We start from the raw sequence: 20,771 nt of genomic DNA on the forward strand, positions 1-20,771 counted from the left end.
TGAAAAGGATAAATTTATATTGTATAATAGAACAAAAATAAAAAATTAAAGGAGGGACTTCAGATGTTAATTGAGGAAATATTGAAAGGGGAAAGCGAAAAGATTGAATTTAAGGAAAATGCTAAAACTAATACCTATATAAAAACAGTTGTAGCATTTGCAAATGGAAATGGTGGAAAAATAGTTTTTGGAGTAAAAGATAATAAAGAAATTGTTGGAGTTGAAAATGAGTTTGAAGTTATGGATGGAATAATTAACGCGATATCAGATAACTGTTATCCAATGATTGTGCCAGATATAAGTTTGCATACACTTAAAAATAAGATAGTTATTCTTGTGGAAATTGAAGGAGGTAAGAAAAAACCCTATTATTTGAAGTCAAAAGGCATGCAGAAAGGAACTTATATTAGAAGTGGCGCTACAACTAGAATTATCGAAGAAGATTATGTTTTGAAGGAATTAGTTTTAGAAGGGGAAAATAAATATTTTGATCAGCAAGTTTGCCATGGAGAAAGTGTTAGCGATGAAGAAATTGAAAAGTTTTGTGAATGGCTGGAGAAATTGGCAAGGAAAAATTCTGAAAATGATACAGAAATAAGAAAAATTACTAGAAATACTTTGTTAAGCTGGAAAGTTCTAGAAGAAAAAAATGGCAGAATTTTTCCGACAAATGCCTATATTTTATTATCTGGTAAGGAAAATTGGGAAGTTTCACGAAAGATACAATGTGGTGTGTTTAAAGGAGAAACTAGAAGCATATTTGTTGATAAAAAGGAATTTGAAGGCTCAATTATTATGCAACTGGAAAAAGCGTATCAATATGTGCTTGAAAAAATAAATTTGGGTTCAGATATTATTGGAATTTACAGAGTTGATAAATATGAAATCCCGCCTAAATCAATAAGAGAGGTAATTGCAAATGCTGTAATTCATCGAAGCTATCTTGAGCCAAACGATATTCAAGTTGCACTTTATGATAACAGGTTAGAAATTACTTCACCAGGAATGCTGCTTTCAGGGGTAAATGTAAAAAGAATGAAAGAGGGGTATTCCAAACTTCGTAACCGTGCAATCGCCTCAGTTTTTGCTTATGTAAATATTATTGAGAAATGGGGAAGCGGTATTCCTAGAATTATGAATGAAATAAGGGAATATGGATTGCAAGAGCCTGAATTTATCATTTTTGAAAATGATTTTAGAGTTAATATTTACAGAAAAAACTATAATACTACCCAAAGTACCCAAGGTAGTACCCAAAATAGAATCAACACTACCCAAGATATTTCCAAAAAAGAAAAATTAGATGTAAAAAATCTTACAGAAACAGATAAAACTATAATAAACACAATAATAAATAATCCTGAAATGTCTCAAAAACAGATAGCTGATAATCTAAACTGGACAGTAAATAAAGTAAAATATTACATGAAAAAATTTAAACAAAAGAATATTTTAAAGTATGAAGGAACAAGCCAGAATGGAAAATGGGAAATTCAGGAAGAAAATTTAAAATATTTTTTAAAATAAAAACTTCTTTGAAAAATTATTGAATAAAAAATCTTTTATAGCCCTTGACAAAAGGGCTTTTATAGTATAAAATAATTAGGTTAGAACTCATAACTAAATTTTAAAAAATATATTATTTATAAAATAATATGTTTTGAAGTGAATTTTAGAGTAAATCGACATACTTAAAATAAGTATGCAGTTATGTTTGATAAAGTGATTTGCAAGAAAAGCAAAAAAAATTAAAAACTTTGTCAAATGCAGCTTTATCAAATGTAGATTGAAGAAATGAGCTTTATAAAAAGTTTTAGTTTTGAAATATAACACGAGAATAAATATATAAATCAAAGAAATTTGAGAGGAGGAAAACAGATGCCTACTATTAATCAATTAGTAAGATTTGGTAGAAGTACAACTGAGAAAAAGAAAAAATCACCTGCATTGAAAGGTAATCCACAAAAAAGAGGGGTTTGTGTAAGAGTATATACAACTACACCTAAAAAACCTAACTCAGCCTTAAGAAAGGTAGCAAGGGTTAAATTAGTAAATGGAATCGAAGTTACTGCTTATATTCCAGGAATCGGACACAACTTACAAGAACATAGTATCGTTCTTTTAAGAGGAGGAAGAACAAAAGATTTGCCAGGGGTTAGATATAAAATAATCAGAGGAGCATTGGATACAGCAGGAGTTGTAAACAGAAAACAAGGTAGATCAAGATACGGAGCTAAAAAAGGGTAATTAAATTTTAAAAAAGTAAGGAGGACAATTAAGTGTCAAGAAGAAGAAGAGCGGAAAGAAGAGATGTATTACCAGATTCTCAATTTAACGATAAAGTAGTAACTAAATTCATTAATGGATTAATGAAAGATGGGAAAAAATCATTAGCTGAAAATATTTTTTATACAGCATTGCAACAAATAACTGAAGAAACTCAAGAAGAAGGAATTGAAGTTTTCAGAAGAGCAATGGAAAATGTAAGACCTCAATTAGAAGTAAGATCTAGAAGAATCGGAGGAGCAACTTACCAAGTACCAGTTGAAGTAAGAAAAGAAAGACAGCAAACATTAGCAATTAGATGGTTAGTTAGATATACAAGAGAAAGAAAAGAATATGGAATGGTTGCTAAACTTAAAAAAGAATTAATTGCAGCTGCCAACAATGAAGGTGGATCAATTAAGAAAAAAGAAGATACATATAAAATGGCTGAAGCAAACAGAGCGTTCGCACATTACAAATGGTAGTCTTATTTGTTTGAAGAAAATTATTAAATATTCAAAAATGGTTATATTTTTACAAAATTCATTTTTTCAGAACTGGATTTATAAAAATATTGTTTCAAATTTCAAATATACTTCTTAAATAAGAAGTAGCTTACAAAAATAAGGAGGAAAATTTAAATGGCAAGAAAAGTTGCTTTGAAAGATACTAGAAACATTGGTATCATGGCACATATAGACGCCGGAAAAACAACTACTACTGAAAGAATTTTGTTTTATACAGGTGTAAACCATAAAATCGGAGAAGTTCATGAAGGAGCTGCTACGATGGATTATATGGAACAAGAACAAGAAAGAGGAATCACAATTACATCAGCTGCAACAACAGCATTCTGGAATGGACATAGAATTAACATAATAGATACACCAGGCCACGTTGACTTTACAGTTGAGGTAGAAAGATCATTAAGAGTATTGGATGGAGCAGTTGCGGTGTTCTCAGCAGTTGACGGAGTGCAACCTCAATCAGAAACAGTTTGGAGACAAGCTGACAAATATAACGTACCAAGAATGGCTTTCTTTAACAAAATGGATAGAGTCGGAGCAGACTTTAACATGTGTGTAAACGACATCAAAGAAAAATTAGGTGGAAATGGTGTACCAATCCAATTACCAATTGGTGCAGAAGATAATTTTGAAGGAATTATCGACTTGGTAACAATGAAAGAATACCTATTTAAAGATGAAACTATGGGAGCAGATTATGAAGTTGTTGATATTAGGGCAGAATTGTTAGATGATGCTCAAGCAGCAAGAGAACACATGATTGAATCTGTAGTTGAAACTGATGATGAATTGATGGAAAAATACTTTGGAGGAGAAGAAATCTCTGAAGAAGAAATCAAAAAAGCATTAAGAGCTGCAACAATTGAAGGAACTGTTGTACCTGTATTGTGTGGAACAGCGTTCAAAAACAAAGGGATTCAACCATTACTTGATGCAGTAGTTGCCTACATGCCATCACCATTAGACATTAACGGTGGAAAAATTAAAGGAACTGATCCTAAAACTGAAGAACCTATTGAAAGAGAAATGGGAGACGATGCTCCATTCTCAGCATTGGTGTCTAAAATCATTACAGATCCATTTGTTGGAAGATTATCATTCTTTAGAGTTTATTCAGGAGTACTAGAAAAAGGATCTTATGTATTAAACTCAACAAAAGGTAAAAAAGAAAGAATGGGAAGATTGCTTCAAATGCACGCTAACAAAAGAGAAGAACTTGATGTAGTTTACTCTGGAGATATAGCTGCGGCAGTTGGATTAAAAGATACTACAACAGGAGATACATTGTGTGCTGAAAATGCTCCAATTATCCTTGAAAAAATGGAATTCCCTGATACAGTTATCCAAATTGCGGTAGAGCCAAAAACTAAAGCCGATCAGGAAAAAATGGGAACAGCTCTTTCAAAACTTGCAGAAGAAGATCCAACATTTAAAGTATCAACTAACCAAGAAACTGGACAAACACTTATTGCAGGAATGGGAGAGTTGCACTTGGAAATCATCGTAGATAGAATGAAACGTGAATTCAAAGTGGAAGCAAATGTTGGTAAACCACAAGTTGCTTATAGAGAAACAATTAATGGAGCAACAGATGTTGAAGAAAAATATGCGAAACAATCTGGAGGACGTGGACAATATGGACATGTTAAAATGAAAGTTGAAGCTAACCATGGAAAAGGTTATGAATTTGTTAATGAAATTACTGGAGGAGCAATTCCAAGAGAATATATTCCAGCAGTAGATAAAGGAATCCAAGAAGCATTAGAAGCAGGGGTTGTTGCAGGATACCCTGTTCAAGATATAAAAGTTACATTGTATGATGGATCTTACCATGAAGTCGATTCATCAGAAATGGCATTTAAAATAGCAGGTTCAATGGCAGTTAAAAAAGGACTTAGAGCCGCTAATCCAGTATTATTGGAACCAATCTTCAAAGTAGAAGTTACTACTCCAGAAGAATACATGGGAGACGTAATTGGAGATTTGAACTCAAGACGTGGACAAGTTTCAGGAATGACTGACAGAAATAATGCAAAAATTATTAATGCAGAAGTACCTTTATCACAAATGTTCGGTTATGCAACTGACTTGAGATCGAAAACACAAGGAAGAGCGTCTTACTCAATGGAATTTGAAAAATATGTAGAAGTTCCAAAAAACATTGCTCAACAAGTAATTGATGAAAGACAAGGAAAATAATAAAAATTTAAAATAACAATAAAAATCTTAAAAAAATTTAAAAACTAAAGAAATAATGGAGGAAAAATTAAAATGGCAAAAGCTAAATTCGAGAGAAGCAAACCACACGTAAACGTAGGAACAATAGGTCACGTTGACCATGGGAAAACAACAACAACAGCAGCAATTTCAAAAGTATTGGCTGAAAAAGGGCTAGCTGAAAAAGTTGACTTTGAAAACATTGACCAAGCGCCTGAAGAAAGAGAAAGAGGGATTACAATCAACACAGCTCACATTGAGTATGAAACAGAAAAAAGACACTATGCTCACGTTGACTGTCCAGGGCATGCGGATTACGTAAAAAACATGATTACAGGAGCGGCTCAAATGGATGGTGCTATCCTAGTAGTATCAGCAGCTGACGGTCCTATGCCTCAAACAAGAGAGCATATCCTTCTTGCAAGACAGGTTGGAGTACCTTACATCGTAGTTTACTTGAACAAAGTTGACATGGTAGATGACGAAGAATTATTAGAGTTAGTAGAAATGGAAGTAAGAGAATTACTTACAGAATATGGATTCCCTGGAGACGATGTACCAGTAATCAAAGGGTCTTCATTAGGAGCATTAAATGGGGAAGCTCAATGGGTAGAAAGAATTATGGAATTAATGGATGCAGTTGACGAATATATCCCAACACCAGAAAGACCAGTAGACCAAGCATTCCTAATGCCAATTGAAGATGTGTTCACAATTACAGGAAGAGGAACAGTTGTAACAGGAAGAGTGGAAAGAGGAGTAATCAACATTGGTGAAGAAGTAGAAATCGTAGGAATCAAACCAACAACAAAAACTACTGTAACAGGAGTAGAAATGTTCAGAAAATTATTGGATTCAGGACAAGCTGGAGACAACATTGGAGCATTGTTAAGAGGAACTAAGAAAGAAGAAGTGGAAAGAGGACAAGTACTTGCTAAACCAGGAACAATCAATCCACATACAGGATTTAAGTCGGAAGTATACGTATTGACAAAAGATGAAGGAGGAAGACATACACCATTCTTCACAGGATACAAACCACAATTTTACTTCAGAACGACTGACATTACAGGAGAAGTAAACTTACCAGAAGGAGTAGAAATGGTAATGCCTGGAGACAACATTGAAATGACAGTTGAACTAATTCACCCAATCGCAATGGAAGAAGGATTAAGATTTGCGATAAGAGAAGGTGGAAGAACAGTAGCTTCAGGAGTAGTAGCAACTATTACTAAATAGTTTTTTGTAAGAAACTCTCTTAATGATAAAAAATAAAAATAATTATTGCAGATAATGAAAATATTTGTTATAATGATTAGAAATGTAAAGAAAAATAGTCCAAAATATTAAATTAAAAAGAGAGATTAGGTTTTTATAGTCTAATTTCTCTAGTTATTAAAATAAGCAGGACAAAAAAACAGGAGGAAAAACTTTGGATAAAATAAGAATATATTTACAATCTTATGATCACAAACTGTTAGATCAATCTGCTAAAAAAATTGCAGAAGTAGCTAAGAAAAATGGTTCAGAATTAGCAGGGCCACTTCCATTACCTACAAAAACTAAAAAATATACAGTTTTAAGATCAGTTCACGTAAATAAAGATTCAAGAGAACAATTTGAAATGAGAATTCACAGAAGATTTGTAGAAATCAAAAATTCAAATCAACAAATCGTAAATGCATTAGCATCATTAAACTTACCATCAGGTGTGGGAGTTGAAATTAAGCAATCGTAAGGCTTAGTACAAGTTGGCTATTTTAAGAAAATTGTCAACCAATATATTAAGGAGGAAAAATAAAAAATGATATTAGGTAAAAAAATCGGAATGACTCAAATTTTCGAAGACGAAAAATTAATTCCAGTTACAGTAATTGAAGCAGGGACTAACTTCATTACACAAATTAAAACTGAAGAAAAAGAAGGATATAATGCGATCACATTAGCTTATGGAGATAAAAAAGAAAAAAACACTACTAAACCACTATTAGGTGTATTTAAAAAAGCAGGAGTTACTTCAAAAAGATTTCTTAAAGAATTTAAAGTAGCTAATCCAGCTGACTTTACATTGGGACAAGAAATTAAAGTAGATGTATTAGAAGGTATCGAATTCGTTGATATTTCTGGGACTTCAAAAGGTAAAGGAACTGCAGGAGTTATGAAAAGACATAACTTTGGTGGAAACAGAGCTTCACACGGGGTTTCAAGAAACCACAGACTTGGAGGTTCTAACGCAGGAGGAGCTGCATCAAATAGTAATGTACCAAAAGGTAAAAAAATGGCTGGAAGATTGGGAGCTGAAAAAGTAACAGTTCAAAACTTACAAGTTATAAAATTTGATGTAGAAAACAATCTTTTATTAGTAAAAGGTGCTGTTCCAGGGCCAAAAAATGGTTACTTAGTTATCAAAAAATCGGTAAAGAAATATTAATAGGAAAGAGAGGAGGATAACATGCCAGTTTTAAATATATATAAATTAGACGGTTCACAAGCAGGAACTATTGAAGTAAATAACGACATATTTGGAATTGAACCAAATAAACACGTAATGCACGAAGTTTTAGTAGCAGAATTAGCTGAAGCAAGACAAGGATCTGCCTCAACAAAAACAAGAGCAGAAGTAAGAGGTGGAGGAAGAAAACCTTTTAGACAAAAAGGAACAGGAAGAGCAAGACAAGGATCTACAAGAGCACCACACATGGTAGGTGGAGGAGTAGTTCACGGACCAAAACCAAGAAATTATGCTAAAAAAGTAAATAAAAAAGTTAGAAAATTAGCTTTAAAATCAGCTTTAGCAACAAAAATTAATGAAGGAAATGTAATTGTGCTAGATGATTTTGCATTAGAAACACCAAAAACAAAAACATTTATTAATTTTGCAAAAGCATTAAATTTTGATGGTGTAAAACAATTATATGTAACAAGTGATGACGCTGATAATATAGATAGAGATTATTTCTTATATTTATCAACAAGAAATATTGAAAAAGTTGCAGCAATAAATACAAGAGATTTAAGCATCTACTGGTTAATCAAACAAGATAAAGTAATTTTAACTAAAGAAGCTCTTGCAACTATCGAGGAGGTGCTAGCATAATGCATATTACTGATATTATCAAAAAACCTGTAATTAATACAGAAAAAGCAAGAAATTTATTGGAAAACAATGAATATGTTTTCATAGTAGATAGAAGAGCAAACAAACTTCAAATTAAAGATGCAGTTGAAAAATTATTCAATGTAAAAGTTGAAGGTGTAAATACTTTGAATATTAAACCAAAAAATAAAAGATTCAGAATGTCAATGTATAAAACAGCCGCTATAAAAAAAGCAGTTGTTAAATTGAAAGATGGAGAATCTATTACAGCTTATGAAGGATAATAAAATTATAGTACTTAATAATTTCAAAAAATCTCTTTAATATAAAGAGTAATTATATTTTTTGTGGAAATTATTCGATAAAAATGCTATAATAGATAAGTTATGTAAATTTGTAGAAATTATTCAGTTTTTTGAATGATTTAAGAAAATAAAAATGAGAAATAGGAAGAGAGGGAACATAAGTTATGCCAATAAAAAAATTAAAACCGATGACTAGTGGGACACGGCATATGTCGATATTAGTTAACAAGGAATTAGATAAGGTAAGACCTGAGAAATCTTTAGTTGAACCATTAAATTCATCTTACGGAATTGATAACTATGGACATAGAACAGGTAGAAATAGACATAAAGGACACAAAAGATTATACAGAGTAATTGACTGGAAAAGAAATAAAATTGGAGTGCCTGCAAAAGTTGCAACTCTTGAATATGATCCAAACAGAACTGCAAACATCGCATTGTTACACTATGTTGATGGAGAAAAAAGATATATTTTAGCTCCAAATGGACTTAAAAAAGGTGACATCGTATTAGCAGGAGAAGGTGCAGATATCAAACCTGGAAATGCACTAAAATTAAAAGACTTACCAGTAGGGACTGTTATTCATAATGTAGAACTTATGCCTGGTAAAGGTGGACAGTTAGCAAGATCAGCAGGAACAGCTGCAAGACTTGTTGCAAAAGAAGGAACTTACTGCCACGTAGAATTACCATCTGGAGAATTAAGACTTATTCATAAAGAATGTATGGCAACAGTTGGAACAGTAGGAAACTCTGAACATTCATTAGTATCATTAGGAAAAGCTGGAAGAAATAGACACTTAGGAAGAAAACCTCACGTTAGAGGATCTGTAATGAACCCTGTAGATCACCCACACGGAGGAGGAGAAGGAAGATCTCCAATAGGTAGAAAATCACCAGTTACACCTTGGGGTAAACCTACACTTGGTAAGAAAACTAGAGGTAAAAAACTTAGTGATAAATTTATTGTTAGAGGAAGAAAAAAATAATTGCTTAAAAGTTGAATTGATATCCCAAAATATATTAATGATATTTTTAAATAAAGAACGTAGAAATGGACTGTGCCAGTCAAATAAACACATAAAATATTTGAATGGAAATCTGGCTGAATATAAAAATATTGCTTAATACATTGAATTAAATATTAAAATGAGATGTATTGAGTAACATTTCTCAATTTAAAAAATGAAATAAGGAGGAAAGAATGTCTCGTTCATTAAAAAAAGGACCTTTTGTTGATGCATATTTATTAGAAAAAATAGAAGCATTAGGAGGTAAAAAACAAGTTATTAAAACATGGTCTAGAAGATCAACTATATTCCCTCAATTTATTGGACATACTTTTGCAGTATATAATGGTAAAAAACATATTCCTGTATATGTGACTGAGGAAATGGTTGGACATAAGTTAGGTGAATTTGCACCAACTAGAACTTTCTATGGACATGGAAAAGATGCTAAAAAAGGTAAAAAATAGAGATTAATATTTATAAATTAACGAAAGGAGAGGACTTTGAATGGCAGTAGTAGCTAAATTGAAATATCAAAGATTAAGCCCTCAAAAAGCAAGATTAGTTGCTGATATTGTAAGAGGGAAAAATGCATTGCAAGCATTGAACATTTTAAAATTTACAAATAAAAAAGCAGCATTATATATAGAAAAAACATTAAGATCAGCAATTGCAAATGCTGAACATAATAATAATATGGATCCTGATAAACTGTTTGTATCAAAAATATTAATTGATAAAGGACCTGTATTAAAAAGAATCAGCCCAAGAGCAATGGGAAGAGCTGATATTATTAGAAAACCGACAGCTCATATCACAGTAGAAGTTGATGAAAGAGAAGATTAATTCAGAAAAATAAGGAGGTAAGTCTGTGGGACAAAAAGTAGATCCTAGGGGGATAAGATTAGGAATCACAAGAACTTGGGATTCAAAATGGTTCGCTGAGGGAAAAGAATACGTAAACAACTTTCACGAAGATTTGAAAATAAAAAAATATATTAAGAAAAACTATTACCATGCAGGGATTTCTTCTATTCAAATAGAAAGAACATCACCTACAGAAGTAGCAGTTATTATAGAAACTGGAAAAGCTGGAATTTTAATTGGAAGAAAAGGTCAAGAAATTGAAGCTTTAAAAGTAAAATTAGAAAAATTAACTGGTAAAAGAGTACAAATTAAAGTACAAGAAATCAAAAATCCTAATAAAGATGCTCAATTAGTAGCAGAAAGTATTGCAACAGCAATTGAAAAAAGGGTTGCTTATAAAAGAGCAGTTCAACAAGCTATTCAAAGAGCAGAAAAAGCTGGGATTAAAGGAATTAAAGTTATGGTATCGGGAAGATTGAATGGTGCCGAAATTGCAAGAAGTGAATGGACACTTTCAGGAAGAGTACCACTACATACTTTAAGAGCAGATGTTGATTATGCAACAGCTACTGCACACACTACATACGGTGCTTTAGGATTAAAAGTATGGATATTTAATGGTGAAGTTCTTTCTACTACAAAGGAAGGAGAAAACGAATAATATGTTAATACCTAAAAGAACGAAATATAGAAAACAGTTCAGAGGAAAAATGGGTGGTGTAGCAACTAAAGGAAACAAAGTTGATTTTGGTGAATTTGGGCTTGCCGCTAGAGAATTTGGTTGGATTACTTCAAGACAAATAGAAGCTTGTAGGGTAACAATTAATAGAACATTTAAAAGAGAAGGTAAAATTTGGATTAGAATATTCCCTGATAAACCTTATACAAAAAGACCTGAAGGAACAAGAATGGGTAAAGGTAAAGGTAATGCAGAAGGTTGGGTAGCAGTAGTTAAAAAGAATAAAATAATGTTTGAAGTTGGTGGAGTATCAGAAGAGAAAGCCAAAGAAGCATTAAGAAAAGCTGGACATAAACTACCTATAAAAGTTAAATTTGTAAGAAAAGAAGAAGTAGGTGGTGATAAGTAATGACAATTAACGAAATTAGAGAATTATCATTGGAAGAATTGGAAGTTAAAGTAAATGAATTGAAACAAGAATTGTTTAATTTAAAATTTCAAAAAACTCTTGGACAATTACAAAACACTGCTAAAATACGAGATGTTAAAAGAACAATAGCAAGATTAAAAACTGTTGTAACTGAAAAAACTGGTAAATAGGAGGATCAAGAGTGGAAAATATAAGAAAAGAAAGAAAAGTAAGAGAAGGAATCGTTGTTTCTAACAAAATGGATAAAACTGTAGTTGTTCTTGAAGAAACAATGAAATTACACAAACTTTATAAAAAGAGAGTAAAAACTTCTAAAAAATATAAAGCACATGATGAAAACAATGATTGTGGAATCGGAGATAAAGTGCAAATTATGGAAACTAGACCATTAAGTAAAGATAAAAGATGGAGAGTCGTTACAATCTTAGAAAGAGCTAAATAATTTAATCTTATTAAGAAAATTGCTTGATGTTTTATTTTCAATATTAAAACGGAAGAAGATAGTGTGAGTTAACATTTGAGAGGAGGAAATTTTAAATGGTTCAACAACAAACGATACTTAATGTTGCTGATAACACTGGAGCTAAAAAAATCATGGTTATTAGAGTATTAGGTGGATCAAGAAGAAGATTCGGTAAAATAGGAGACATCGTAGTAGCAAGTGTAAAAGAGGCTATACCAAACGGAAACGTAAAAAAAGGTGATGTAGTAAAAGCTGTAATCGTTAGAACTAGAAAAGAATTAAAAAGAGCAGACGGTTCATATATAAAATTTGATGATAATGCGGCTGTTATATTAAATACAGCATTAGAAGTAAGAGGAACAAGAATTTTTGGACCTGTAGCAAGAGAATTAAGAGCGAAAAACTTTATGAAAATAGTTTCTCTAGCACCAGAAGTATTATAGGAAGGAGAGTTAAACGTGGCTAAACCAAATTTAAAATCAGTACCTAAAAGATTACATGTTAAAACTGGAGATACAGTTATTGTAATTAGCGGTAGATCAAAAGATTTGTTACGTAATGAAAATAGTAAACAAACTGGAGATAAAGGAAAAATTGGAAAGGTATTAAAAGTATTCCCTAAGACTGGGAAAATAATTGTTGAAGGTGTAAATATCAAAAAAAGACATATTAAACCTAATGCAATGAACCCACAAGGCGAAGTTGTAGAAAGAGAAATGCCAATCTTCTCATCTAAAGTAATGCTTTGGGATGAAGGAGCAGGGAAACCTACAAGAGTAAGAAAAGAAATAAGAGACGGTAAAAAAGTAAGAATATCAGTAGTATCTGGTAACGAAATATAATATTTTAGAGAGGAGGATGTCATAAATGGCTGAAAAATATATTCCAAGATTACAGAAATTATACAAAGATGAAATTGTTTCATCACTAATGAAAGAATTAAACTTATCTAACGTTATGCAAGTACCTAAACTTGATAAAATCGTAGTTAATATGGGGATTGGAGAAGCAGTAAGCAATTCTAAATTAATCGATACAGCAATTGCTGAACTATCACAAATTACAGGGCAACAGCCTGTACCAAGAGCAGCTAGAAAATCAGAAGCTGGATTTAAATTAAGAGAAGGACAAAAAATTGGAGCAAAAGTTACATTAAGAAAAGAAAAAATGTATGAATTCCTAGACAGATTAATTAGTATCACATTACCAAGGGTAAGAGATTTTGAAGGTGTTTCACCTAAAGGTTTTGATGGAAGAGGAAACTACACATTAGGTCTAAGAGAACAAATCGTATTCCCTGAAATCGAAATTGATAAAGTAGATAAAATCTTCGGATTAGGAATTACAATTGTATCTACAGCACAAAATGATGAGCAAGGAAGAGCTTTATTAAAAGCATTCGGAATGCCGTTTGCAAAATAGTATTATTTTGAAGGAGGTGTAATTTAATCAATGGCTAAAAAAGCAATGGTTGAAAGAAACTTAAAAAGACAAAAAACAGTTGATAAATATGCAGCTAAAAGAGCTGAGTTAAAAGAAAGAGCTAAAAAAGGTGATAGAGAAGCAGTTTTAGAATTATCTAAATTACCAAGAAATGCTTCGCCTACAAGAGTTAGAAATAGATGTCAAATTAACGGAAGACCAAGAGGATATATGAGAGAATTTGGTATTTCAAGAGTTATGTTCAGACAATTAGCAGGAGAGGGAGTTATCCCAGGAGTAAAAAAATCAAGTTGGTAATTTTGAGAGGAGGAAGAATTAATGTATTTAACAGATCCTATTGCTGATATGCTTACTAGAATCAGAAACGGAAACATGGCTAAACATGCACAAGTTGCAGTACCATTTTCAAGAATTAAAGAAAGTATAGCAAATATATTAAAAAATGAAGGATATATAAACGGTTACGAAATTAAAGAAGAAGGAGCTATAAAAAATATAGTTGTTTCTTTAAAAACTGTAGATGGAGAAGCTGTAATTAAAGGATTGAAAAGAATTTCAAAACCTGGAAGAAGAGTTTACACATCTGTAGAAAATTTACCTAAAGTATTAGGTGGATTAGGAATTGCCATTGTCTCAACGCCACAAGGTGTTATTACAGACAAGGAATGCAGAAAGCATAACGTTGGTGGAGAAGTTCTTTGCTACGTGTGGTAATTTACGCATTTTATAAATTAGGAGGATAAACAATGTCAAGAATAGGTAAGAAACCTATAACTATACCTGCTGGTGTTGAAATTAAGCAGGATGGGAACACTTTTACTGTAAAAGGGCCAAAAGGGCAATTAGTAAGAGAATTAAGCAGTGAAATTAAAGTAAATATTGATGGTAACGAAATTACATTTGAAAGACCAAATGATTTACCAAATATCAGAGCTCTTCATGGAACTACAAGAGCAAACTTAAACAATATGATTGTTGGAGTAAGTGAAGGATTTACTAGAGGATTAGAATTAGTCGGAGTAGGTTACAGAGTACAAGCTAGCGGAAAAGGATTAACTTTATCTTTAGGATATTCACATCCAGTTGAAATTGAAGCAGTAGAAGGAATCACTTTTAAAGTTGAAGGAAATACTAAAATTTCTGTTGAAGGAATTGATAAACAATTAGTTGGACAAGTTGCTGCAAACATCAGAGCTAAACGTCCACCTGAACCATATAAAGGAAAAGGTGTTAAATACGCTGATGAAGTAATCAGAAGAAAAGAAGGTAAGAAAGGATAGGAGGTAGATTTTAATGGTAAAAAAACTTGATAGAAATAAATTAAGACAAAAAAAACATAGAAGTATTAGAAGAAAAATCGTTGGAACTGCTGAAAGACCTAGACTTGCTGTGTATAGAAGTTTACAAAATATCTTTGTTCAAGTAATTGATGATACTACAGGAAATACTTTAGTTTCTGCATCAACTATTGAAAAAGGTGCAAAAATTGAAAAAGGTTCAAATATTGAAGCAGCTAAACAAATAGGAGAAAGAATTGCTAAAAAAGCATTAGATAAAGGGATTACTACTGTTGTATTTGACAGAGGAGGATACGTGTACACAGGAAGAGTTAAAGCTGTGGCAGATGCTGCAAGAGAAGCAGGATTAAAATTCTAAAGATAAGGAGGATTTATTTTGGCTAGAGATAGAGATAACAGAGAAAGAGAAAGTGAATATAAAGAAAGACTTTTAAGAATAAGCAGAGTTTCTAAAACTGTTAAAGGAGGAAGAAGAATTTCATTCTCAGTATTAGCAGCTGTTGGAGACGAAAAAGGAAAAGTAGGTATCGGTTTAGGAAAAGCTAACGGTGTACCTGATGCAATCAGAAAAGCCATCGCAAATGCTAAGAAAAACTTAGTAAATGTTTCATTAAAAGGTGGAACATTACCGCATGAGCAAATTGGTAAATATAATGCAACATCTGTATTATTGAAACCAGCTTCAAAAGGGACAGGAGTTATCGCTGGTTCAGCAACTAGGGAATTATTAGAGTTAGCAGGTGTAAAAGACGTACTTACAAAAATTAGAGGTTCAAAAACTAAAGATAACGTTGCAAGAGCAACTTTAGAAGGATTAAAACAATTGCGTTCTCTTGAAGATGTAGCAAGACTTAGAGGAAAATCAGTTGAAGAAATTTTAGGATAATAAGGTTAGGAGGTAAAATTAATGTCTAAAGTAAAAGTAACGCTTGTAAAAGGAATTAATGGAAGAAAACCTAATCATGTTGCGACTGTAAAATCACTTGGATTAAGAAAAATCAGTCAAAGTGCAGTTCATAATAAAACTGCTGATATTGAAGGAAAAATTAAATTAGTTTCTTATTTACTTAAAGTAGAGGAGGTTTAGAATAGATGAATCTTAATGAATTAAGACCTGCTGCTGGATCGAAAAGAGAAAGAAGAAGAGTAGGAAGAGGACACGGAACTGGTTGGGGAAAAACTGCTGGTAAAGGTCACAATGGACAAAAACAAAGATCAGGTTCTTATGTATCACCTATATTTGAAGGTGGACAAATGCCTATTATTAGAAGAATCCCTAAAAGAGGATTTTCTAATTCACCATTTAAAAAAGATATAATAGCAATTACATTGGCTGATATCGTAGAAAAATTTAACGATGGAGATGTAGTTAGCTTACAAACATTAGTTGAAAATGGAATAATTAAAAACCCTAAATTTATAACAAAATATTCTGATGAAGCTTTGAGAAATGTAAAAGGTAGAAGAGCAGTAAAAGAATATTTAAATGCAAATATTGAATCTTATGTTAAAGAAAAAGATTTTACAAGTGTTTTAAAAATTATAGGGAATACAGAAGTTAACAAAAAATTAACTGTAAAAACACATAAAATTTCTAAGACAGCTAAAGAATTAATTGAAAAAGCTGGAGGAAGTGTAGAATTAGTAGAAATAAAATCATATTCAGCTAAAGCAGGAAATAATAAAAAAGAAGATGGGAATAAGTAAGATTTAATATCTTGCTTTTTCTTCATATACTAAAGGAGTGATAGAATTGACTCTAGCTGAAGCATTATCAAGTAGGGTAAAAGCTATTTTTAATATACCTGAACTAGAAAAAAGAGTAACATTTACATTATTAATGATAATAGTTGCAAGAGTTGGAATCCATATAGCAGTTCCGGGAATTAATACAGATGCTTTTAAAAATTTCCAGCAGGGAAATGCAATTGCTCAATTTTTAAATTTATTTTCGGGTGGAGCTGTTGAAAGAGCTTCAATTTTTGCATTGGGAATTGTCCCATACATTAATGCTTCCATTGTTTTTCAATTATTAGGAGTAATTTTTCCTAAAATAGATGAAATGCAGAAGGAAGGCGGAAAAGAACGTGATAAAATTACACAGTGGTCAAGATATGTGACAATTGTGCTGGCAATAATCCAATCTTTTGGAATTGCAATATTAATGCAAAATCAAAATCTAGTGTTGGAACCAGGTCCTAAATTCATATTAAGCACAGTAGTTTTAATTACAGGAGGGACTTCATTCCTTATGTGGATTTCTGAAAGAATCTCGATAAGAGGTATTGGAAATGGGACTTCAATGCTTATATTTTTAAATATTGTTGCAGGATTGCCAACAGTAATTAGTCAAATGGTTTCTGGCTTACCTAGCGGAATGGGAAAAGTTCTGTTAGGATTGTCAATAGTTGCATTTGTGGTATTCATTGCATTAATGGTAGTTGTACAACTTGCTGAAAGAAGAATTCCTATTCAGTATGCAGGAAAAGGAAGTCTCGGATTTGGTGGAGGACAAAGTACAGTTGGTAAAAGAACATATTTACCATTAAAGATAAATATGTCTGGAGTAATGCCAATAATCTTTGCGTCAGTATTGATGGCAGCACCGCCATTCTTGATTTCAACAATGAAAACTGGGAATCTGAAAAACTTTTTGACAGCTCAGTTTGAGCCTAAAGGTATTTTTTATTTATTGTTATTTGCAATATTAATTACAGTATTTTCATTTTTCTATACGCTTACAATTGCTTTTGATCCAGATAAAGTAGCAGATGATTTGAAGCAAAGTGGAGGAACAATTCCAACAGTAAGAGCTGGGAAGGAAACTGCTGACTATTTAGAAAAAGTTGCAACAAGAGTAACTTTTGGAAGTGCGATATTCTTATCATTATTAGGTATTATGCCAAATATTTGGTTTGGATATATTTTGAATCTTCCGGTAATGCTTGGAGGAACAAGTTTACTAATCTTAGTTGGGACAGCAGTAGAATTATTATTACAAATAGATTCTTACCTAGCAGTTAAACAAATGAAAGGTTTTATAAATAAAAAAAATCGTTAAGAATAGTATATAAAATATTTTTAAAGTACACTTAGTTGTGTACTTTTTTTCTTTTTATAAAGATTATTATATTTATAGTTCCTATACTAAACCCCGTTTAAAAACGAGAATAAATTTTTATAATAAGACTGTTCAGTAGCTAATTCATAATCATACGACTTTTTTTTATTTTTGTAGGATTGCTCATTGCCGCAAAACCTTATCTTGCAGTAAAAGTTTTTCCTAATAATTAAAATTGTGGCAAGATTGCTACGCAATAATATATGGACTGACTAAAAACTCACTATACTCAAATAGTTTTGCCAGCACAGAAAAATGCTCCGACGAATTAGTTTACTAGACTTTGTTTAAAAGATGAAAATTAGATCTTAAATTATTTGAAAATATTAGGTTGATATCCTTTATAAGAAAATTTTGCGTAAAGCGAGGTTATAAGAGCATGACGTTTGATGCTCTTACGTTAAAAAAATATATTAATAAAATAAGAAGAAGCATTTATTAATTATATAAAATAAAATTATAAAAGTCTTTAAGATGAATACTTAAGAATTAAATTTGATTTTTTTAACAAAGTTATCAAATTAATAATTATAGATTTTTCTATGTTTTTTTAACGGGATTTAGTCTTAAATTTTAATTTTTTAAATATTTTTTTCTCAAAAAATATGAAATAAATTCTAATATAATTGCTACACTAAATATTAAATATATAAATACCCCAATTTCTCTTATATCAAAGTACATAGTTCCAGCCATAAACATATCATAACCAATTCCCCCAGCTCCAGCTGCAGCTCCTACTAATACAGCATTTGTAAAGTTTATCTCAAAACGGATGAATGTCCAAGATAGAATAGAAGTTACAGTGCTTGGTAAAATTCCTTGAAAAATAATTTTCCAGAATGATGCTCCCGTTGCTTTTAGAGCTTCTATAATGCCATTATCTATTTCTTCGATACTTTCAGAATAGGCTTTTACAAGGTAGGCAACACTATGGAAAGTCATACCAATAATAGCTGCCTCAACACCAATATTTGCAACGACTGAAAATACCATAACCCATAATATTGTTGGAATTGCACGAATAAATGTAATTCCTATTTTAACAGCTTTTGATATATACGAGCTTGATAAATTTTTAGCTGCAAAAAACGAAAAAAACAATGCAATAAATGAGCCGATTATTGTAGTAAGTACAGCAAGGGCGATTGTTACAGCAAGGCTAAGAAATACCTGGCTATATGTGTATCTGTCAGATAATCTTGGGGAAAAGAACATTGTTTTTAAGTCTTTAAAAAAATGTACAGTTGCTTTAGCAATATTCACATTATCAAAATCCATTGTAATTAATGTATAAATTGTAATAATTGACAAAACAGATAAAGTTGTGTATAAATAGAATCTTGATTTTGTAAATTTTCTAATTTTTATTTTTTTCAAAGGATATTCACCTTCTTTCTGTTTTATATTTACATCAGTTCATTTCTAAGTTTGTTTGAGAGCATTTCTATTCCGATTACAATAACGGTAACAACTAGAATTACAAGTCCTGCGGCATCGTAACGAAAACTTTTATAATACAGGCTGAATGTAAATCCAATTCCAGTTCCTGTTAAAATACCAACTAAAGTTGATTCACGAACTCCAGTTTCAATAAAGAAAAGAAGCCATGATACAAGTTGTGAAGAGACACTTGGAATAACTCCGCAAAATATTATTTGAAAGTATGAAGCTCCTACTGATTTTAGGGCTTCAATTACGTCGCCTGCAACATCATCAATTGTTTCAGAAAAGGCACGTGTAAGATACCCAAACGTAATTAGAAATAATGCGAGAAAGCCTGTAAATTGGCTCTGTTTGAATGAAAATACCAGTATTAATGCCCATGCTACGATTGGAATATTTCTAAAAAAAGAAGCAATTACTTTTGTTATAACTTTGGTAAAAATATTTATTCCAGTCAAATTTGAGCCAATTATTGCAAGAAAAAGGGCAAAAATTGATGAAATCATTGTGGAAGTTATAGCAAGCAGGACAGTCTTTAATGCTGAATCTAAAATTTCAGGAAAATACTGCAGAGCATTTTGTGTAGGAATAAATTTTTGTAAAAGCCAAAAGATTCCAGCTGGAATTGAGGAAAATGCCATTCCATTCTGAAAGCCTGAAATAACCGATGAAATCCCGTAAAGTATTACAATTATTGATAACAGTATAATTTTTGAATAAAATCGCTGTTTAAAAATATCTTTTTTTGTTAAATTCATAAAATCTCCTTATTTTATCAAATTTATTCTTGATCCTTGTAAATAAATTCAACCATTTTTTCTGTAAGTTTTTCTGCCTTATCGTCAAAAATTTTTTCTCCTTTGTTAAGTGCAATTATTCTATCTGAGTATTTTTTTGCAATGTCGACTTGATGAAGATTTACAATACACGTAATTTTTAGTTCTGTAACAATTTTTTTTAGATAATCCATTATGTTTTCAGCAGTTTTTGGATCAAGTGAGGCGATTGGCTCGTCACAAAGAAGCAATTTTGGCTTTTGCATGATTGCCCTTGCAATACCGACACGCTGCTTTTGTCCGCCTGAAAGTTCACTGCATTTTTGATAAGCGTATTTAGTCATATTTACTCTTTCTAGAAAGCTAAAAGCTTCTTTTTTTTCTTCCTCTGAATAAATACCCAATATTCCAGCAATTATTGATTTATATCCAAGCCGTCCATGAAGCACGTTTTCAATAACAGTGAGCCTTTCCACAAGATTGTAACTTTGAAAAATCATTCCAATTTCTCGTCTTACAAGTTCGATTTGTGTTTTTTTCAAGCTCTCAATATTTTTATCTTCAAATAAAATTGAGCCTTGTGAAATATCAATCATTTTGTTGATGCTTCTAAGTAATGTTGATTTTCCAGAGCCTGATGGACCAATAACCGATATAAATTCTCCTTTTTCTACATCGAATGAAATATTTTTCAAGGCATTTGTTCCGTTATTATATTTTTTTGAAACATTTTTTATACTTAATAACATAAAAAATTCCTTTCTAGATGATTTTACTATACAAATAATATTTTAAAAAATAAGGCATATCAATCTTGGTATGCC

General features: G+C 31.5%; 30 protein-coding genes. 27 read left to right on the forward strand and 3 right to left on the reverse strand.

Going from position 1 to position 20,771, the window contains the following annotated elements:
- Positions 1-63: 63 nt before the first annotated feature.
- The 27 genes from AB8B23_RS00590 to secY all read left to right on the forward strand — a co-directional run bounded on the left by AB8B23_RS00590 (position 64) and on the right by secY (position 17,665).
- Complete coding sequence (locus tag AB8B23_RS00590; protein ID WP_369713007.1) at positions 64-1,527, forward strand: ATP-binding protein; 1,464 nt, start codon at positions 64-66, stop codon at positions 1,525-1,527.
- A gap of 351 nt (positions 1,528-1,878) precedes the next feature.
- Positions 1,879-2,247, forward strand: coding sequence for a 30S ribosomal protein S12 (rpsL, locus tag AB8B23_RS00595; RefSeq protein WP_006806098.1), 369 nt, complete (start codon positions 1,879-1,881; stop codon positions 2,245-2,247).
- Positions 2,248-2,279: 32 nt separating this feature from the next.
- Positions 2,280-2,750 (forward strand): 30S ribosomal protein S7, encoded by a 471-nt coding sequence (gene rpsG / locus AB8B23_RS00600; protein ID WP_021744579.1) that lies wholly within the window; start codon positions 2,280-2,282, stop codon positions 2,748-2,750.
- 156 nt (positions 2,751-2,906) lie between these two features.
- Positions 2,907-4,991, forward strand: coding sequence for an elongation factor G (gene fusA / locus AB8B23_RS00605; protein ID WP_369713008.1), 2,085 nt, complete (start codon positions 2,907-2,909; stop codon positions 4,989-4,991).
- A 72-nt stretch (positions 4,992-5,063) separates the two neighbouring features.
- Positions 5,064-6,248: an elongation factor Tu gene (gene tuf / locus AB8B23_RS00610; RefSeq protein WP_369713009.1), complete on the forward strand. Its 1,185-nt coding sequence runs from the start codon at positions 5,064-5,066 to the stop codon at positions 6,246-6,248.
- Between the two features lie 193 nt (positions 6,249-6,441).
- Entirely contained in the window at positions 6,442-6,747 is a 306-nt protein-coding gene (rpsJ, locus tag AB8B23_RS00615) for a 30S ribosomal protein S10 (RefSeq protein ID WP_012806349.1), read from the forward strand.
- 66 nt (positions 6,748-6,813) lie between these two features.
- Entirely contained in the window at positions 6,814-7,440 is a 627-nt protein-coding gene (gene rplC / locus AB8B23_RS00620; protein WP_369713010.1) for a 50S ribosomal protein L3, read from the forward strand.
- A gap of 21 nt (positions 7,441-7,461) precedes the next feature.
- Positions 7,462-8,106: a 50S ribosomal protein L4 gene (gene rplD, locus AB8B23_RS00625; protein ID WP_147004750.1), complete on the forward strand. Its 645-nt coding sequence runs from the start codon at positions 7,462-7,464 to the stop codon at positions 8,104-8,106.
- A complete protein-coding gene (rplW, locus tag AB8B23_RS00630; RefSeq protein ID WP_021744149.1) occupies positions 8,106-8,390 on the forward strand; it encodes a 50S ribosomal protein L23 in 285 nt (94 codons plus the stop codon). Before rplD ends, rplW begins: the two co-directional genes overlap by 1 nt.
- Positions 8,391-8,575: 185 nt before the next feature.
- A complete protein-coding gene (gene rplB, locus AB8B23_RS00635; RefSeq protein ID WP_021744150.1) occupies positions 8,576-9,403 on the forward strand; it encodes a 50S ribosomal protein L2 in 828 nt (275 codons plus the stop codon).
- 215 nt (positions 9,404-9,618) lie between these two features.
- Positions 9,619-9,891: a 30S ribosomal protein S19 gene (gene rpsS, locus AB8B23_RS00640; RefSeq protein WP_021744152.1), complete on the forward strand. Its 273-nt coding sequence runs from the start codon at positions 9,619-9,621 to the stop codon at positions 9,889-9,891.
- A 40-nt stretch (positions 9,892-9,931) separates the two neighbouring features.
- The gene (gene rplV, locus AB8B23_RS00645) at positions 9,932-10,270 is read left to right on the forward strand and encodes a 50S ribosomal protein L22 (protein WP_021744153.1); all 339 of its coding nucleotides are present in this window, start codon (positions 9,932-9,934) and stop codon (positions 10,268-10,270) included.
- Between the two features lie 25 nt (positions 10,271-10,295).
- Positions 10,296-10,952 carry a 30S ribosomal protein S3 gene (gene rpsC, locus AB8B23_RS00650; RefSeq protein ID WP_021744154.1) on the forward strand — a complete coding sequence of 219 codons (657 nt, stop codon included), beginning with the start codon at positions 10,296-10,298 and terminating at the stop codon, positions 10,950-10,952.
- A gap of 1 nt (position 10,953) precedes the next feature.
- Positions 10,954-11,379 (forward strand): 50S ribosomal protein L16, encoded by a 426-nt coding sequence (rplP, locus tag AB8B23_RS00655; RefSeq protein ID WP_018451265.1) that lies wholly within the window; start codon positions 10,954-10,956, stop codon positions 11,377-11,379.
- Positions 11,379-11,570, forward strand: coding sequence for a 50S ribosomal protein L29 (gene rpmC / locus AB8B23_RS00660; RefSeq protein WP_006806082.1), 192 nt, complete (start codon positions 11,379-11,381; stop codon positions 11,568-11,570). Before rplP ends, rpmC begins: the two co-directional genes overlap by 1 nt.
- Before the next feature lie 20 nt (positions 11,571-11,590).
- Positions 11,591-11,842 carry a 30S ribosomal protein S17 gene (gene rpsQ, locus AB8B23_RS00665; protein ID WP_196808126.1) on the forward strand — a complete coding sequence of 84 codons (252 nt, stop codon included), beginning with the start codon at positions 11,591-11,593 and terminating at the stop codon, positions 11,840-11,842.
- Between the two features lie 95 nt (positions 11,843-11,937).
- Positions 11,938-12,306, forward strand: a complete 369-nt coding sequence (rplN, locus tag AB8B23_RS00670; protein ID WP_021744156.1) for a 50S ribosomal protein L14 — start codon at positions 11,938-11,940, stop codon at positions 12,304-12,306.
- A 15-nt stretch (positions 12,307-12,321) separates the two neighbouring features.
- On the forward strand, positions 12,322-12,705 hold the full coding sequence (gene rplX, locus AB8B23_RS00675) for a 50S ribosomal protein L24 (RefSeq protein WP_369713011.1): 384 nt from the start codon (positions 12,322-12,324) through the stop codon (positions 12,703-12,705).
- Positions 12,706-12,745: 40 nt separating this feature from the next.
- On the forward strand, positions 12,746-13,285 hold the full coding sequence (gene rplE / locus AB8B23_RS00680; RefSeq protein ID WP_369713947.1) for a 50S ribosomal protein L5: 540 nt from the start codon (positions 12,746-12,748) through the stop codon (positions 13,283-13,285).
- A gap of 30 nt (positions 13,286-13,315) precedes the next feature.
- Positions 13,316-13,603, forward strand: coding sequence for a 30S ribosomal protein S14 (rpsN, locus tag AB8B23_RS00685; RefSeq protein WP_012806360.1), 288 nt, complete (start codon positions 13,316-13,318; stop codon positions 13,601-13,603).
- A 21-nt stretch (positions 13,604-13,624) separates the two neighbouring features.
- Positions 13,625-14,020: a 30S ribosomal protein S8 gene (rpsH, locus tag AB8B23_RS00690; protein WP_006806076.1), complete on the forward strand. Its 396-nt coding sequence runs from the start codon at positions 13,625-13,627 to the stop codon at positions 14,018-14,020.
- Between the two features lie 32 nt (positions 14,021-14,052).
- Positions 14,053-14,586, forward strand: a complete 534-nt coding sequence (rplF, locus tag AB8B23_RS00695; RefSeq protein ID WP_314113801.1) for a 50S ribosomal protein L6 — start codon at positions 14,053-14,055, stop codon at positions 14,584-14,586.
- A gap of 13 nt (positions 14,587-14,599) precedes the next feature.
- Positions 14,600-14,962, forward strand: coding sequence for a 50S ribosomal protein L18 (gene rplR / locus AB8B23_RS00700; RefSeq protein ID WP_021744160.1), 363 nt, complete (start codon positions 14,600-14,602; stop codon positions 14,960-14,962).
- Between the two features lie 18 nt (positions 14,963-14,980).
- Complete coding sequence (gene rpsE / locus AB8B23_RS00705; RefSeq protein ID WP_021744161.1) at positions 14,981-15,490, forward strand: 30S ribosomal protein S5; 510 nt, start codon at positions 14,981-14,983, stop codon at positions 15,488-15,490.
- Positions 15,491-15,511: 21 nt separating this feature from the next.
- Positions 15,512-15,691: a 50S ribosomal protein L30 gene (rpmD, locus tag AB8B23_RS00710; RefSeq protein WP_006806072.1), complete on the forward strand. Its 180-nt coding sequence runs from the start codon at positions 15,512-15,514 to the stop codon at positions 15,689-15,691.
- Between the two features lie 5 nt (positions 15,692-15,696).
- Positions 15,697-16,311 (forward strand): 50S ribosomal protein L15, encoded by a 615-nt coding sequence (gene rplO, locus AB8B23_RS00715; RefSeq protein ID WP_021744162.1) that lies wholly within the window; start codon positions 15,697-15,699, stop codon positions 16,309-16,311.
- A 46-nt stretch (positions 16,312-16,357) separates the two neighbouring features.
- The gene (gene secY, locus AB8B23_RS00720) at positions 16,358-17,665 is read left to right on the forward strand and encodes a preprotein translocase subunit SecY (protein WP_039901264.1); all 1,308 of its coding nucleotides are present in this window, start codon (positions 16,358-16,360) and stop codon (positions 17,663-17,665) included.
- A 633-nt stretch (positions 17,666-18,298) separates the two neighbouring features.
- Here secY and AB8B23_RS00725 read toward each other — a convergent pair.
- From AB8B23_RS00725 to phnC, 3 genes are read right to left on the reverse strand one after another with little or no spacing between them, the layout of a single operon-like run.
- Positions 18,299-19,105, reverse strand: a complete 807-nt coding sequence (locus AB8B23_RS00725) for a PhnE/PtxC family ABC transporter permease (protein WP_369713012.1) — start codon at positions 19,103-19,105, stop codon at positions 18,299-18,301.
- Between the two features lie 29 nt (positions 19,106-19,134).
- A complete protein-coding gene (locus AB8B23_RS00730) occupies positions 19,135-19,929 on the reverse strand; it encodes a PhnE/PtxC family ABC transporter permease (RefSeq protein ID WP_369713013.1) in 795 nt (264 codons plus the stop codon).
- 23 nt (positions 19,930-19,952) lie between these two features.
- A complete protein-coding gene (phnC, locus tag AB8B23_RS00735; protein WP_369713014.1) occupies positions 19,953-20,696 on the reverse strand; it encodes a phosphonate ABC transporter ATP-binding protein in 744 nt (247 codons plus the stop codon).
- Positions 20,697-20,771 lie beyond the last annotated feature (75 nt).

This window comes from Leptotrichia sp. HSP-342, from assembly GCF_041199995.1.
Lineage (GTDB): Bacteria > Fusobacteriota > Fusobacteriia > Fusobacteriales > Leptotrichiaceae > Leptotrichia > Leptotrichia mesophila.

Bases quoted from the DNA above. Each gene is read 5' to 3' on its own strand.
- AB8B23_RS00590 (WP_369713007.1), top strand. From the start codon at position 64: ATGTTAATTGAGGAAATATTGAAAGGGGAAAGCGAAAAGATTGAATTT.
- rpsL (WP_006806098.1), top strand. From the start codon at position 1,879: ATGCCTACTATTAATCAATTAGTAAGATTTGGTAGAAGTACAACTGAG.
- fusA (WP_369713008.1), top strand. From the start codon at position 2,907: ATGGCAAGAAAAGTTGCTTTGAAAGATACTAGAAACATTGGTATCATG.
- tuf (WP_369713009.1), top strand. From the start codon at position 5,064: ATGGCAAAAGCTAAATTCGAGAGAAGCAAACCACACGTAAACGTAGGA.
- rplC (WP_369713010.1), top strand. From the start codon at position 6,814: ATGATATTAGGTAAAAAAATCGGAATGACTCAAATTTTCGAAGACGAA.
- rplD (WP_147004750.1), top strand. From the start codon at position 7,462: ATGCCAGTTTTAAATATATATAAATTAGACGGTTCACAAGCAGGAACT.
- rplW (WP_021744149.1), top strand. From the start codon at position 8,106: ATGCATATTACTGATATTATCAAAAAACCTGTAATTAATACAGAAAAA.
- rplB (WP_021744150.1), top strand. From the start codon at position 8,576: ATGCCAATAAAAAAATTAAAACCGATGACTAGTGGGACACGGCATATG.
- rpsS (WP_021744152.1), top strand. From the start codon at position 9,619: ATGTCTCGTTCATTAAAAAAAGGACCTTTTGTTGATGCATATTTATTA.
- rplV (WP_021744153.1), top strand. From the start codon at position 9,932: ATGGCAGTAGTAGCTAAATTGAAATATCAAAGATTAAGCCCTCAAAAA.
- rplP (WP_018451265.1), top strand. From the start codon at position 10,954: ATGTTAATACCTAAAAGAACGAAATATAGAAAACAGTTCAGAGGAAAA.
- rpmC (WP_006806082.1), top strand. From the start codon at position 11,379: ATGACAATTAACGAAATTAGAGAATTATCATTGGAAGAATTGGAAGTT.
- rplN (WP_021744156.1), top strand. From the start codon at position 11,938: ATGGTTCAACAACAAACGATACTTAATGTTGCTGATAACACTGGAGCT.
- rpsN (WP_012806360.1), top strand. From the start codon at position 13,316: ATGGCTAAAAAAGCAATGGTTGAAAGAAACTTAAAAAGACAAAAAACA.
- rpsH (WP_006806076.1), top strand. From the start codon at position 13,625: ATGTATTTAACAGATCCTATTGCTGATATGCTTACTAGAATCAGAAAC.
- rplF (WP_314113801.1), top strand. From the start codon at position 14,053: ATGTCAAGAATAGGTAAGAAACCTATAACTATACCTGCTGGTGTTGAA.
- rplR (WP_021744160.1), top strand. From the start codon at position 14,600: ATGGTAAAAAAACTTGATAGAAATAAATTAAGACAAAAAAAACATAGA.
- rpmD (WP_006806072.1), top strand. From the start codon at position 15,512: ATGTCTAAAGTAAAAGTAACGCTTGTAAAAGGAATTAATGGAAGAAAA.
- rplO (WP_021744162.1), top strand. From the start codon at position 15,697: ATGAATCTTAATGAATTAAGACCTGCTGCTGGATCGAAAAGAGAAAGA.
- AB8B23_RS00730 (WP_369713013.1), bottom strand. From the start codon at position 19,929: ATGAATTTAACAAAAAAAGATATTTTTAAACAGCGATTTTATTCAAAA.
- phnC (WP_369713014.1), bottom strand. From the start codon at position 20,696: ATGTTATTAAGTATAAAAAATGTTTCAAAAAAATATAATAACGGAACA.